The 13,295-nt window shown below is 61.2% G+C and carries 12 protein-coding genes and 3 pseudogenes; 4 read left to right on the forward strand and 11 right to left on the reverse strand.

The genetic code is table 11. The features are described 5' to 3' along the window. Positions 1-65: 65 nt before the first annotated feature. The gene (locus ACIPSK_RS11505; protein ID WP_162117333.1) at positions 66-683 is read right to left on the reverse strand and encodes an O-methyltransferase; all 618 of its coding nucleotides are present in this window, start codon (positions 681-683) and stop codon (positions 66-68) included. A 260-nt stretch (positions 684-943) separates the two neighbouring features. Here ACIPSK_RS11505 and ACIPSK_RS11510 point away from each other — a divergent pair, with 260 nt between their 5' ends. Both ACIPSK_RS11510 and ACIPSK_RS11515 read left to right on the forward strand, forming a co-directional pair. Next, positions 944-1,714, forward strand: coding sequence for a siderophore-interacting protein (locus tag ACIPSK_RS11510; protein ID WP_162117334.1), 771 nt, complete (start codon positions 944-946; stop codon positions 1,712-1,714). A gap of 148 nt (positions 1,715-1,862) precedes the next feature. After that, positions 1,863-2,369, forward strand: a complete 507-nt coding sequence (locus ACIPSK_RS11515; protein ID WP_162117335.1) for a MarR family winged helix-turn-helix transcriptional regulator — start codon at positions 1,863-1,865, stop codon at positions 2,367-2,369. A 32-nt stretch (positions 2,370-2,401) separates the two neighbouring features. On the opposite strand, the gene ACIPSK_RS11520 is transcribed toward ACIPSK_RS11515, so the two are convergent. Next, positions 2,402-3,703: an epoxide hydrolase gene (locus tag ACIPSK_RS11520; protein WP_162117336.1), complete on the reverse strand. Its 1,302-nt coding sequence runs from the start codon at positions 3,701-3,703 to the stop codon at positions 2,402-2,404. A 233-nt stretch (positions 3,704-3,936) separates the two neighbouring features. Between ACIPSK_RS11520 and ACIPSK_RS11525 the strand changes: the two genes are divergently transcribed. Continuing rightward, a complete protein-coding gene (locus ACIPSK_RS11525; RefSeq protein ID WP_162117337.1) occupies positions 3,937-4,353 on the forward strand; it encodes an NUDIX hydrolase in 417 nt (138 codons plus the stop codon). Between the two features lie 46 nt (positions 4,354-4,399). On the opposite strand, the pseudogene ACIPSK_RS11530 reads toward ACIPSK_RS11525, so the two are convergent. The 4 genes and pseudogenes from ACIPSK_RS11530 to ACIPSK_RS11545 all read right to left on the reverse strand — a co-directional run. Further along, positions 4,400-4,519 (reverse strand): annotated as a pseudogene (locus ACIPSK_RS11530) (DUF3095 family protein); the annotation flags it as partial. Positions 4,520-4,548: 29 nt separating this feature from the next. Next, on the reverse strand, positions 4,549-5,736 hold the full coding sequence (locus tag ACIPSK_RS11535; protein WP_432443475.1) for an IS481 family transposase: 1,188 nt from the start codon (positions 5,734-5,736) through the stop codon (positions 4,549-4,551). Continuing rightward, positions 5,717-6,748, reverse strand: a pseudogene (locus tag ACIPSK_RS11540) (DUF3095 family protein). The gene ACIPSK_RS11535 and the pseudogene ACIPSK_RS11540 overlap by 20 nt, the downstream one beginning before the upstream one ends. A 115-nt stretch (positions 6,749-6,863) precedes the next feature. Then, positions 6,864-7,259, reverse strand: coding sequence for an Ohr family peroxiredoxin (locus ACIPSK_RS11545; RefSeq protein ID WP_162117339.1), 396 nt, complete (start codon positions 7,257-7,259; stop codon positions 6,864-6,866). 400 nt (positions 7,260-7,659) lie between these two features. Between ACIPSK_RS11545 and ACIPSK_RS11550 the strand changes: the two are divergent. Then, positions 7,660-8,330: pseudogene (locus ACIPSK_RS11550) on the forward strand (class I SAM-dependent methyltransferase). A gap of 26 nt (positions 8,331-8,356) precedes the next feature. Here ACIPSK_RS11550 and ACIPSK_RS11555 read toward each other — a convergent pair. The 5 genes from ACIPSK_RS11555 to ACIPSK_RS11575 form a co-directional block, all read right to left on the reverse strand. Beyond that, positions 8,357-8,977, reverse strand: coding sequence for a hypothetical protein (locus tag ACIPSK_RS11555; RefSeq protein ID WP_162117340.1), 621 nt, complete (start codon positions 8,975-8,977; stop codon positions 8,357-8,359). A 103-nt stretch (positions 8,978-9,080) separates the two neighbouring features. After that, positions 9,081-9,206: a hypothetical protein gene (locus ACIPSK_RS11560; RefSeq protein WP_261321615.1), complete on the reverse strand. Its 126-nt coding sequence runs from the start codon at positions 9,204-9,206 to the stop codon at positions 9,081-9,083. A 380-nt stretch (positions 9,207-9,586) separates the two neighbouring features. Continuing rightward, a complete protein-coding gene (locus ACIPSK_RS11565; RefSeq protein ID WP_017964752.1) occupies positions 9,587-9,934 on the reverse strand; it encodes a hypothetical protein in 348 nt (115 codons plus the stop codon). A gap of 140 nt (positions 9,935-10,074) precedes the next feature. Beyond that, the gene (locus ACIPSK_RS11570) at positions 10,075-11,382 is read right to left on the reverse strand and encodes an extensin-like domain-containing protein (protein ID WP_162117341.1); all 1,308 of its coding nucleotides are present in this window, start codon (positions 11,380-11,382) and stop codon (positions 10,075-10,077) included. 185 nt (positions 11,383-11,567) lie between these two features. Next, positions 11,568-13,136, reverse strand: a complete 1,569-nt coding sequence (locus tag ACIPSK_RS11575) for a peroxidase family protein (RefSeq protein ID WP_246709757.1) — start codon at positions 13,134-13,136, stop codon at positions 11,568-11,570. Positions 13,137-13,295 lie beyond the last annotated feature (159 nt).

Genomic DNA, 13,295 nt, shown 5'->3' on the forward strand with positions numbered 1-13,295 from the left:
ATTAGCTCCAAACGCGTCATCTCTTTTTGCTGCAACCAAAAACCAGTTCGCCGCCCGCCCTTGCCTCATTCTCGATCGAAGCGGCTGACCTCAAGCCCGCTGCCGACCGGCAGCAGCACGCTTGATATTCCGGGCTTGGCACGGACAGCCTCGCCGTAGCGTTTGAGATCGTCGCCTCCCGGGCGCAGCATGTTGTCGGCAACGATGATCGCGCCCGGATTGAGCTTGGGGTAGAAGGCTTCGAGGCAGGGAACGTAGAGATCCTTCCAGAGATCCACCAGCACGAAGTCGATGCCCTGGGAAAGCTCGCCGATCATCTGGACGGCGTCGCCGACCTTGAATTCCATATGGTCTGCGAGCCCCGCCTTGACGGCCATGTCGCGCGCGTAGGCCGATTTGTAATCGTGCAATTCCATGGTGATCAGCCGCCCGCCGGAAGCGCGCGCAGCCTCTGCCAGCCAGATCCCGGAATAGCCGAAGGAGGTGCCGAGTTCGAGAATGGTCGGGCTCTTGAGGCTCTTGGCGAGGATATTGATGAAATGTCCGGTCGCAGGTCCGACCGCGCGCAGCCGCTGATCTTGTCCTCCGTCGCGGCCGCCGGGAGGCAGTTCGCGCGGGCTGTTATGCTCCGTCTCGATCATCGTGTGATAGTTATCGAGCACGTCCTGGATCCTGCTGTCCATTGTCTTCTCCATAACCGCTAGTCGGCCGATCATTGCCCGACCGGAACACCGCCGGAAAGTTAAACTTTGGCAATCATCGCCATTGCTAGGCCCCTTGCGGTTGCACATGCCGCCGCCGTCGGCTACATCAGCCCTCAATGGTCGGGTCACCCGGCCACGTAAGCGTTAACGTCACTCAACGCGTATGATCGAACGGCTTTGCGGCTTCGATCTGCGCGACTATGTCCTGCGGATCGAGTTCTAAGAGCTCCTGAGGACACATGGACAACAATCAACTCAAAGATCAGACTTCACCGGCTCCCGGCATCGAACGGGTCCGCCACGACACGCGACGGCGCACCCTGGCGGTCCAAAGCATTGTCGACATCACCCCCGGCATGCGCCGCATCACATTGACCGGCGATGATCTTGCCGATTTCATCAGCCTTGCGCCCGACGACCACATCAAGATTTTCGTACCGGCCGCCGATGGCGGCGAAGAACGCCGTGACTACACGCCGCGCCGTTACGATAACACCGAACGAAAACTGACCATCGACTTCGCCTTGCATGAGGCAGGCCCGGTAACCCAATGGGCGATCGACGCGCGCGCCGGCGACAAGCTCGATATCGGCGGACCAAGGGGCTCTGCCGTAGTGTCGAAGACAGTCAAACGGTGGCTGCTGATCGGCGACGAAACCGCGCTGCCGGCGATCGGCCGCCGGATCGAGGAGAGCGGCGCCGGAACCGTCATCACCACAATCGCGGCCGTCACCGGCTCGCTGGAAGAGCAGACCTTCGAGACATCAGCCGAACTGCACGTCCGCTGGGCGCACCGGCCGCTTTCTCAGGCAACCGATGCCGCAGCGCTGCTGAAGCTGTTGAGTAGGGTCGATATCCAACCGGAAACCTTCATCTGGGTCGCGGCGGAAGCCTCGGTGACACGCGATATCCGCGGCTACCTGTTGGAACGAGGTTGCCCGCTCGGCTGGATCAAGGCATCCGGCTACTGGGTGTTCGGCAAGGCCGATACGACCGAGAAATTCGGCTAGGCGGCAAGGCGCCCACACTGGCCGCCGCTCCGGAAGTTGGGGGGCGACGGCCGAATAGGCTGTCCAAAAATACCTGTCGAGTCAATTGCGATTTAATCGGATACGATATATATAAGTCCTACCATTCATAGGCTAATAGGATGAACCCATGCCCGCATCTAAAACCGCAAGACAGACTGGCAGCCCCGCGCCTGCCTCCCCGCCAGCGGGCAAGGAAGGTCGCAAACTTTCCACTTTTCTGTGCTTCGCGGTTTATTCGGCAAATCTCGCCTTCGGCCGCGCCTATAAGCCGATCCTGGACGAGCTTGGCCTGACCTATACCCAATATATCACCATGGTGGCTCTCTCCGAAGAGGATGACCAGACGGTCGGGGCGTTGGGGGAAAAGATGTTCCTTGAATCCAACACGCTGACGCCCATCCTCAAGAAGCTGGAGTCGAATGGCTATATCACCCGCCACCGCGATCCCGCCGACGAACGGCAGGTGCGGGTCAGCCTGACGCCGGCAGGGCGCCAACTCGTTGAAACCGATCCCGGCAACGCGTTGCTTGGTGCCATCGGCCTCGGCGACGACTTTCCCGTCGTGCAGAAATCGGTGACGACGCTGCGCGACAACCTGCTGCGGTCAACGCAGGGCGAAGCGCAGAAATCGTGATCGCGGCATCAGTCGCCTGAGCCCGCTTGGCTCTACTGCCGCAGCGGCCGGAACGCCGCCCTCAGCTCGGCAGTGAGAGCCATCGGCTGTTCCCAGGCGGCGAAGTGACCGCCCTTCGGCAGCCGGTTGTAGTGGATGAGCTTCGGATAGGCCTTCTCCGCCCAGCTCTGCGGCGCCTGGTAGATCTCATCCGGAAAAGCACTGACCGCCACCGGGATCATGATGCCCCTGGGGTCGAAGAACCCACCCGACGGATGGTGTGCATTGTCCCAATAGAGGCGTGCCGAGGAGATTGCGGTGTTCGTCAGCCAATAGAGCGTGACGTTGTCGAGGATATCGTCCTTGGTCAGCCCCTCGGGCTCTCCGTCGAAAACGCGGGCGATCATCCGGTAACTGCGGATGTCGTGATCGAGCATCCACGATGCAAGCCCGACCGGCGAGTCGACGATCCCGTAGAGCGTCTGCGGTCGGTTGTTCATCTCGATCGCATAACCCAGCCCATTCTTGTAGAAGTCGTCGAGCTGATCGAAGGCGCGCCTTTCGTCGGGCGAAAGGTCGGCGGGCGGCATGGCGCCGGCGGCAAGAGCCTTGGCGATGTCAGCCGGAACCGTGGCCGCCATGTTCGTATGGATGCCGAGCAATCCCGGCGGCTCCTGCACCGCCATCAATTCGGTCACCGCGTTGCCCCAGTCGCCGCCCTGCGCCACGAACTTCGTGTAGCCGAGACGTTGCATCAGCGTCACCCAGGCGTGCGCGATGCGCGGCGGGTTCCAGTTCCCCGACCCCGTCGGTTTCCCGGAAAAGCCGTAGCCCGGCAAAGACGGGATCACCACGTCAAATGCGTCCTCTTCGCTCCCGCCATGCGCTGTCGGATCGGTGAGCGGTTCGATGATCTTCAACTGCTCGATGATGGAGCCAGGCCATCCATGCGTGACGATCAGCGGCAGCGCATTTTTATGCTGGGAGCGCACGTGAATGAAGTGAATATCCAGCCCGTCGATCTCGGTGATGAACTGCGGCAGCGCATTGAGCCGCGCCTCCACCTTGCGCCAGTCGTAATCCGTCGCCCAATGCTTCGCGAGTTTCTGGATCGTTGCGAGTTGCACGCCCTGCGTATCATCCGCGACGGTCTCCTTGTCAGGCCAACGGGTGGCCGCGACGCGCCGGCGCAGATCGTCAAGCTGATCCTCGGGGAAATTGACGCTGAAGGGGCTAACGCCGTCGCCGTTTGCCTGAGCGCTACGCGTGCCGGCAAGCATGCTCATGGCTCCGGCGGCGGCCGTGGCGGCAAGCAGCTCGCGCCGTGTGGGCGTTGATAGGGATGTGGGTGGCATGACGCTCTCCTCTCCGTTTGATCTGTTCGGAAACGGACGAAGATCGACTGACCGACCTCGTTCGCATCAGCAGGTCATTCGCGTCTGTCCGGGGACTATGCTCCCGGGCAATGTCGGGGGTCAACCTACCCGGTCAGGCTATGCCTCGACTGTCTCGATGGACGACTGGTCATTGCAAAAAGCCGTGGTTGCGGGCAGCATCGGCGCGAGACCGAGGAGGCAGAGGAGAATGCATGCCCGACATCGCGACGGGCGTCTTGAGCCGGAACGGAACCGTTCTTCTGGCCAGGCGCAGTTCCGAGCGCAAGGTGCACCCGGATCGCTGGAGCCTCCCGGGCGGCCATGTCGAAGAGGGCGAAGACGCCGAGACGGCAATGTGCCGGGAATTGATCGAAGAAATAGGCGTGACGCCGGAGCTCTGGCAGTTTGCAGGACGGTTCACCTCGGAAGACCCGCCCGAAGCATCCGCGACATTCCATGTCTATCACGTCATTAAATGGCACGGGCGGCCGCGACTGATCGGTGACGAACACACCGCGCTCAGGTGGTTCACCGCCATCGCGATAGAAAAAGAAGCCAAATTAGCGCCGCCTCAGCTCACTGAAATTCTGGCAAATCTCGCCATGCGGGAAACAGGCACGCCCACTTAGGTCCCTTGGGGGTCAAGGCGATCTCGCCGGCTGAACCCCAGAGAACATGATGCTGGACGTCGCCAAGCGCACCGGCCTCCATCATCTCGGCGGCCTTGGCATAACCGCCGCCCATTCCGTCAAGGAAATGCAGGTGCGAATCCGGGCTGCCTGATGGTACGAGGCATGGTCCATTCTGGACACATGGGTTACGGTTTATTCCTGAGACATAGGTAACACTTTCGCGCCGAAAGGGTTCGGCAGCGGTTCGAGCCTGCATGTCTCGTCATCGAAGTATCCCAAGTCGTAATCCATGAAGCTTGCGAGCCAGATATGGTCTTCGACCTGTTTGATGCCGACGGCCTGGCCGGCAAAGACCAGGCTGAGATTGATCTTCTTTCGCTTGTAGCAGATGCGGCCGCATGTTGTGACGGTAACGGTCTGGTCGTGGAACGGATAGTCGAGCTCCGGCAGGCCGCGATAGGATCGTGGTGAGGCGTTGTAGCGCTCTGCCGGGCAAGCCATGTCAAGCGCCTGGTGGGGCCGCTCGGTGTTGAACTCCTCGATGAAGTCGTCGAAGCGGGCCTGCTGCTGCAGGAAATTGGCGCCGGCCGGCTTGGTGGTCTCCAGCTTGAGTGTGAGATGCATGCGTTCATGGCGGCCGTTCTGCTGCGGATTGCCTGGCTTGATGCGCTCGATGTCGATGCCGAGCCTGAGCCACCAGACCGCCAACCGCGACAGATTGAACAATCCGTTGGGGCTGGCGAAGGGTACGCCATTGTCGGTTCTGATCGCCCTCGGCAGGCCGAACTCCTTGAAGACGCTCTCGAACACGGTGAAGGCGTAGGCTTCCTTCGTCGTGTGCAGCGCTTCGCAAGCCAGGAGATAGCGGCTGGCGAAATCAGTGATCGTCAATGGATAGCAGTAGCGCTTGTCGGCGAGCATGAACTCGCCCTTGTAATCGGCGCACCACAGGTCGTTGGGTTGGCGAGGTTGGGAGAGTGGTGTTCCCTGCGCCCTGTTGCGCCGTCGTTTGCGGTGCTGGACCAAGCCGTTGCGGTCGAGCACCGCATGCACGGTCGAGATCGCCGGCGTTTGCACGTCCGGGTAAAGCCGCGCCAGTCGTTCTCTGATCTTCGGTGCGCCCCAGCTCGGCTTCTCCTGCTTGGCACGCACAATCAGCTTCTCGATTTGGAAAGGAAGCTGATTGGCGTGCCGGTAAGGACGTCGCGAGCGATCCGTCAGTCCTTCCAGTCCGCAGGCATTATAGCGGCTGATGATCTTGTGGCCGGTCTTGCGGGAGATGCCGAACTCGCGGCACAGCGCCGCTATCTTCTCGCCATCCAGAACCCGCGCAACGAATTTGAGACGCTCGTCCATAAGGTTACACTCCTGCCAAGGCACCTTCGCTCTCCTCGCAAAGGCCAAAAGTGTAACCCATGTCTCCGGTATGAACTGTCACCCTTCTCTCGGGAAGGACACAGGTCATCAGCGCATGGGACTGGCGATGCAGTCCGAAGTTCACCTCGCCGCGTGCCTTCGCCAGAAGAAGCATGGCTTCGACCCTGTCGATCTGTTCGGGCGTGCAGTCCAGCGTCAGGCGCAAACCGTCATCGAATTTGCGGAAATCCGAATTGGCGGTGACCTCCGACCAGCGTTTCGGATCGACACGCTTGCCGCTGCCTTTCGGCAGGGCAATATCCCTGGCGATAGCCATATCCACGGGAACCGGATGACACCGGTGCGACGGCGCATCGAAGACAGCAAGCAGGCGCTTTGCCAGTGCTGCAAAAACCTCCGGGCTCGTATCGTCATTCGGCTCGATCAGCAGCGACAGGATCTCGCCCCGCTGGCTCGGGAACGGCGTCCAGTCGCAGCTCAGTCCGGTCAGATCCGGCTTCGTCGCGTAGCGTCCCGGCTTGACCAGATACCGGCCGCTCTTGATCTGCTGCTCTGCCCATTTGAGCCCTCCCCCTGCAAACATTTGCATAGGTCGCGTTTTCCGAAGCCGCATCGCGCGCAACTCTTACGTCGCGTCCACTATTGCGGATTTCGCGCACGGTGAGCAGCCCGATACGAAGGGTGAGATCGAGATCGCTTCTTGCAAAGCTCGCGACCTGCCGCAACGCCGAGGTCGCGGCCATGATGCCGCGCGGCGGCAAGGCGAACGCCGCCCGTCTCCACGAAACACGAAGGGGAAATCGAACGAACCCCAGGCATTACCGAGAGCGGCGATAACAGATGCGCCTGCGAAGTTGACATCTTCATAGCGTCCCGACTTGATCGCCGGCGTCGAACTGACGACGTCGGTGATGCCGATCAGCCAATCCTCGGGCAGCGGCTCATAAACGGCTGGGTCGAGCACGAGCGAAAACTCGTCATAGGCTTGGTGTGGCTGGGCGTGGCTATTGATCATGGCATGTTCTCCAGATCGGCAAGGTTCCGGTGCCTGCTACCTCAGGAAGTTTCTGCCGGCCGATCGGCAGGCCTCCGCATCAAATCCTCTGGCGGTGAGGTCCACCCTTCCCCGCTCAGGCAAGTGTGGTCTCGACGTCGATATTGCCGTGTGTCGCCTTGGAATAAGGGCAGATGCCATGGGCTGCCTCGATCAATTGCTGCGCAACGTCGTGATCGATGCCGGGCAGGCTGACATTGAGGCGCGCCCTGAGGAAGAAGGAGCCGTTGTCGGCGTTGAGAGTGATCTCCGCATCGACCTCGGGGCTGGCGGGCAGCGTGATCTTCCGCTGCGAAGCGGCAAGTTCGATGGCGCCGATATAGCAGGCCGACCAGGCGATGCCGAACAGGTTTTCGGCAGCCGGATGCGGTTGCGGCAGCTTGATGTCGATCATGCCGTCGCTGCTGCGTGCAGAGCCGTTGCGGCCGCCGGAGATGTGGGTCTTGCCGGTAAAGAGAAGCTTCTCGGTCATGGTGATATCCTTTTGGTTCGATTTACAACGCATCCTATTAAATCGGATACGCCCGAATATGTCACACCAAAACCAATGTCAACACTATTCCGATTTAATCGGATGCGATTTATTTCTCCGGCCCAAACTCATCGCATCAAGGTAATCCTCAACAGCAGCTGTGCGAGCAGGCCGACACGCTGCGCAAAGTCACGTCTTGCCCGGGAACAGAGCCCTCTATAGGCTCTGCCGGCAAGCGCGAAGTGGCGCCGATAAAAGAGCCCGGAGAGATGCCATGTCCTCCATAACAGCAGACAATGCGGGACAGTATGGCGACAGCCGGAAGCTCGCCGCAAGGGCTCGACTGCATAGCCAATACACCATCGCCGAGACGGCCTGGTTTCCATGGGTTGCGGCGCAGTTGCCCCTGAAGCCGGGCGATCGTGTCCTCGACGTCGGCTGCGGACCGGCCTGGTTCTGGGCAGCAACGGCAGGTCTGCTGCCGGAGAATCTTGACCTGACGCTTGCCGACCTTTCGCAAGGCATGGTCGACGAGGCGGTGGCGCGTTGCAGCGCACTGCCGTTCGGGTCGGTTCGGGGCTGCCAGGCCGATGCCACCGCGCTCCCCTTCGAAGATGGCGCTTCGATGCGGTGGTCGCGATGCATATGCTCTATCACCTGCCCGAGCCGGCCGCGGGCATCGCTGACATGTCAAGAGTGCTGAAGCCGGGTGGCTTACTCGCGGTCACAACCAACGGCGCCGGCAATATGCGCGAGATCTACGCGCTGACGACCGTATTCGGCAGTGCCCCATCCGATCCGGCTGCCGAAGCCTTCGGATATGACGCTGCCGAACGATTGATGCGGTCGCAGTTTGGAAACGTGACCATGTCGCAGCATCCGGCAAGCCTGCGGATCACTGAGCCCGAGGATGTATTCCTGGCGCTCACCTCCTATCCGCCCGGCGATGGCGCCTGCGAAACTCAACTCGTCATCTTTCGTCAAGCCATTGCCGATGCGTTCAGGCGATGCAACGGCGTGCTTGAGGTCCGCAGGGAGACCGCGCTGTTTCTGAGCAGAAAGGCGGCCTGATCCGTATCGCGGTGTCTGCTGCGCCCTTACGACCGCGGCCGGCCGTCGTCGAACAGCGCGGCAAGCCACTGGTAGTATCGTGGCTGCTTCTCCCGCATCTGGTTGCGCGAATAAGGTGGCCGATCGATGTCGCCGAACAGGTATACGCTGGCCGTGACCGCGAAGAATTCGTGACCATTGCTCATCATGTAGGAATCGCCCGGCCAAACCCGCTTGCCGATATCGAAGAATTGCGCGACATCGGTATTGCCGAATCCGCCCGGAAGCATCCGGTCGTGATAGGCATGCAGAAGTTCGTGCAGGATGATCGGCTTGTCGGGTGCAAGACTTTTGACACGCAGGTCGATGCCGGTCTTGCTGCTGTAGTGGCCGGGCCCCGCTTTTGCGGCGGCGGGGTTGGCCCAGATCCTGATCGTGCGCATGAAGGTGAGGACATCGGGTTTCAGATTGACATGCTCGACGATATCGAGCTGCCGCTTGACGGCCGCGGCCATCTCCCGATCGGGCTCCGCGCCCTTGGCGTTGGTGAGATCGACCTCCCATCCGTGATAGGTGAAAACCAGCGGATCGGCCGCCGCCGTTCCCGTGGCCGAGATCATGAAGATGATGGCGGCGCAGAGCGCCAGGATTTTCGAAATCGGTCTCATGGCCCCTCCTCAACATGTCCCACGCGGACTGTTGCACAGGCAATGCGACGGCACAATCACATCATGTCGGCCAACCTGCAGTTAACTAACCGCCACTATCCGTTCACGCCTCCACGCCCGAACGCATGCTCTGGAAGAAGTCAACGAGCGGCCGCGGCGCCTGGTCGTTGAAGCACATGTCGAGGCCGGTGGCCGATTGTGCGGCTGCATCTTCGCTGCGGGGAAGCATGCCGCTTCGTAGGAGACGAGTGCTGCCTCGATATCGTCCCGTCAGCAATGATCGCCTGCGCCAGTTCCGCGCCGTCGAGCATCGCCAGATTGGCTCCTTCGCCGGCAAAGGGCGACATCAGATGCGCGGCATCGCCGATCAGCGTGAGGCCTGGCCTGCGCCCGCAGCGGTGGCCGACTGCAAGGCATAAAGCGGCTTTGCGATCAACGGCGCCTCGCTTCTAGCGATGAGGTCCACGAGCGAGGGATGCCAATCGCTGAAACGCGCCAGCACGTCCTCGCGCAGGCCAAGACGGGTTGTGCCGAAGCCACCGTGCAGCCGCTGCTACGGATGTATCGGTCTGCAATACGGATCACCAGGAGATCTCGGCGCGCCGGCACTCAGACCTTTTCTTTTTTCCTGATTTTTTCTTTCGGTTCTACCGGTGCATCGGGCGTCGGCGCCAACAGCTTGCGCAGTGACGAGATCTTGTCCTTCACCAGTGGCCGGAAACGCGTGGCGCGATAGGGCATGTCGGCCGCCCCATAACCTTCCGGCCCGTCATCATTGCCGCGGTCGATCTCCGCGAGCTTCACCCCGATGAAGGTGCCGTCGATATAATGGGTATATTCGCCCACCCAGCGGATCGTATAGATCTCGCCTTTGCGGATGAGCTGGTCGATGCTGACATGCTTGAAGGTATCATTGATGCAGACGACCTTCTGGCCGACATGGAAATCATAGCTCATAGATCAAACTCTCGAAACGGCAATCCGCTTGGCCGATCTATAGCGTGCCCTGCGGCGGGGATGAACCGTTTTCTCGCAGCCGGGCCCTGATTGCTGCGGCACCAGCCGCACCCATGCCGCACGCTTTGAGGTGGCATGCATCAGTCGCAATAGGCCTTGCCGCTCTTGCGGGAGCGAAGATCGAAGTGGAAGTGGTTCCAGTGCTCCGGATTGCTGCCCGGCCCGAGTACGGTGTTGAAATAGCGGCAGCTGTCGCTACGCACCGCCTTCAGGAGCCGCCCCTCGCGCAGCGAGAACAGCCCCTTCTTGCGCACGTCGATCTCGTGGCCGTTCTTCAGCACGAACTTGCCGACGTCGATGGCGTTGCCGCGGGCGTGTTCCGACATGGGATTGTATTTCTGCCGGCTGTTGTTCATGCGCCGGCAGGAATAGCCGCCGAGCGGCTGGATCGTCTTGATGCCGCTCCAGTAGCGATAGCGGGCGGACGGTGCCAGCTCGTTCTTCACCCATTTGGCGAAAGCGAGCGTCACCTGGCAGTTCAGCGTCACGGCCGGGCGCACGCCGATATTGCCGGAAAGCCCCTTCAGCGACACCGGATAAGGCACCTGGCAGGCCGGCCCGTTCGAAATCGGCGGCTTGTCGTCGAAGAGGACGCCCATGCGCTTCAGCTCGCGCCGGCAGGCAAGCTCGGAGGACGGCATGACGCTGGGATCGACGGGCGCTGCCGGCTCACTCATCATCGGATTGTTCGGCCGCAGCATCGCGACCTCTTCGCTCTCGTCCTCTTCGGGAACACGGGTCGGCGCCACCACAGGGCTGCCGTCGTTCCAGGCAGGCGCCCGGCTCATCTGTGCCTCGGCCGCGGGCTGCGGCATTGCCTGCTGCGGGGGCTGGCGCATGGGCTGGTTGAGCTGCGTTGGACTATCGGTGCCGATGCCGTCGACAACCGGCTCGGTGGCGTTGCCCTCGGCGATCTGCTGCTGTTGTTCCTGCGCCAGCCCGACAACCGGCTCGGCCCCGAGATCGTCATCCATGTTGACGCCGCCGGACGGGATCGCAAGCGCCTGCGTGCCGCCCCAGTTCTGGTTCTGCTGCGCTAAGGCCTCGTCGCTGTCGATCATCGGCAGCTTGCCCCGCCGCGCCTGTGGTGCGGCTTGGGCGGCATGGCCGGTGCCGGCAAGGTTTGGCGTATCGAGATAATCGACCGAGCCCTGGCTATTGCCGACGGGCGCGCTGGAAACCGGATAGGAGGCCTGGCTCTCCACCGGCGCCATGCGCACGGCAGGTGCCATGCGCGCTGCCCCCCCCGACGGCGAGATCGAGCTGACCCTAGTGCCATTGTCGACATTGGCCGGCGGCACCAGTCCGTCGCTGATCGAACAGGTCGTCAGCGCCGCCGAGAGGATAACGGGCAAAAGGGTTCGCCGAGGAAAGGAAACAAACGCCATACTCTTATCGCTTCCGCAGGCTGGCTGGGCAGTGACCGAAAAAACTCACTCCAAATTTAATAAAAAACGGTGAACGAAAGCTTACCCGCGCAATCTGAAGGCGATGAACGCGAAAAGGCCGCTCTCGCGGCCTTTTCAAGGTTGAGTCACGAGGCCCAGCGCAGTTTCGCGCTGCGCGAGATCGGCTACCTGTTCGTGAAATTGATCAGATCGGCCATGGTGAAATGACCCGCCACAGCGCTCGGCAATGTCGGCCGCCACTTCGGCCATTGCGCCAGGAACGAGTGGCGATCCTCGCGGATGAGGCCGGCGAGGACCTCGGCAATGATCGTGCCGCCGACCGGTCCGAGATGCTGGCTATTCCCTGCTATCTCCGCCTCGCGCAGGATGTAGAACCACAGCGGCGCGTTGCCATTGAAGATGCCGGGATGATCGATCAGCAATTTGCCACGCGCCTCCTTCCTCTCGGCATCCTCGCTGTCGAACAGTTGTTCGTCCGACAGCGCCTCCATTTCCATGTGGCGGGCGACTGCTTGGCCGGAAGGCAGTCCGAGGCGCCAGCCGCGCAAAAGGTTCAAGGCGGCGAGCGCCCTGTGGGCCTTGATCGGCTCCTTCTGATGATCCGGCAGGCTGGTCAGCGGATCGACCAGCAGCGTATCGAGCTTGTAGGAGGGCTGCGGCAGAACGGCGCCTGGAGGCGGCTCTCCTTCCGGAGCGAGCCCGTCGAAGAAGAAGGCCCAATCAATTGCCCAGCGGTCGGGCAGCTCGCGGAAGCCATTCAAATTCGCCAGCGGTTCCTTCGCCACATTGGTCAGGGAAAAGACCGGAATGCGATGGAACGTCGCCGTCTTCCCGTTGAAATCCTGCTCGGAGGGTCTCGCCTTCGTCACGATCCTGTTTAGAGAGTAGCTCGGCCTCACCATCGTATGGCCATATCGGTAAGCCGCGACCGAGAATTCGACCGGGATGAAGGCATAGCGGCCCTGCGGATTGTAGAAACGAATATTCGGTTTTTCGCCCCTGCCGACGATGACGTGCTCATAGGTCTCCTTGCCGACGATGCGGGGCAGGAAATCATGCAGGACGATCCACTGGTAATGCCAGCGGACCGTCTGCTGACAGAGCTCGAAATCGCTGGTGCCGAGCGTATCCACCACCTTGTTGTGAAATCTGAGGAAGGTGGTGTGGAGCTGCGAGACGATCAGGTTTTCGTCATTGCGCTTGTCGCCGAGCAGCGCGCGGCGGATCGGGGCACTGTTCCTCGGCAGATCGGGGCGGTTGTTTCGCGCCTTGTCGAAATCCTTGTCCGTCCCGAGCAGCATGTGAAGCTCGTCGTCCTCATAAAGGAAAGGCTGGTCCGATGGCCCCGAGCCATAGACCGAATCCAGATCGAGACGCGGCGTGCGGAAGTCCTGCAGGGCATCGGGATCGTTGAAGCGATCGAGCGACGAGGCCGGATCGAAGGTGATATCATGATCGAGAAACTGCCCGAAATAGGTGAAACCGGCAGGGATCGCCGGATTTTCGTCTTCAGGCTCCCTCTCGTTGAGCGCAACATCGACGGGCTCGTGATCCTTGATCTTCTCCGCGAACTCCCCCTGGAACATCGTTTTCGCGAGATCGACGAGCGCCGCTTCGGTAAATGCGGCGGACGGCAGGTTGCGGAACATCCTCCCGAACCTCTGATCGCGAACGCTCGATTGCGCGACGTTATCCATACCTCTCACAGGCGAACCATGCTTGCTCTGAGCCATTTCGGGCCTCCCTCGGTTTGCAAAGCTGGAATGCGATTACGGAAAAACCCTGGAGGTTTCCGGCAGCGGAGTGATTGAGGGCAGCGGCATCGATGCGGACGACTGCAGGCGGCAAAAGGTCGGTTTCATCGATCCCCAATGCAGGGGAACAGGCAGCGG

The organism is Rhizobium sp. LARHSG275, assembly GCF_052871115.1.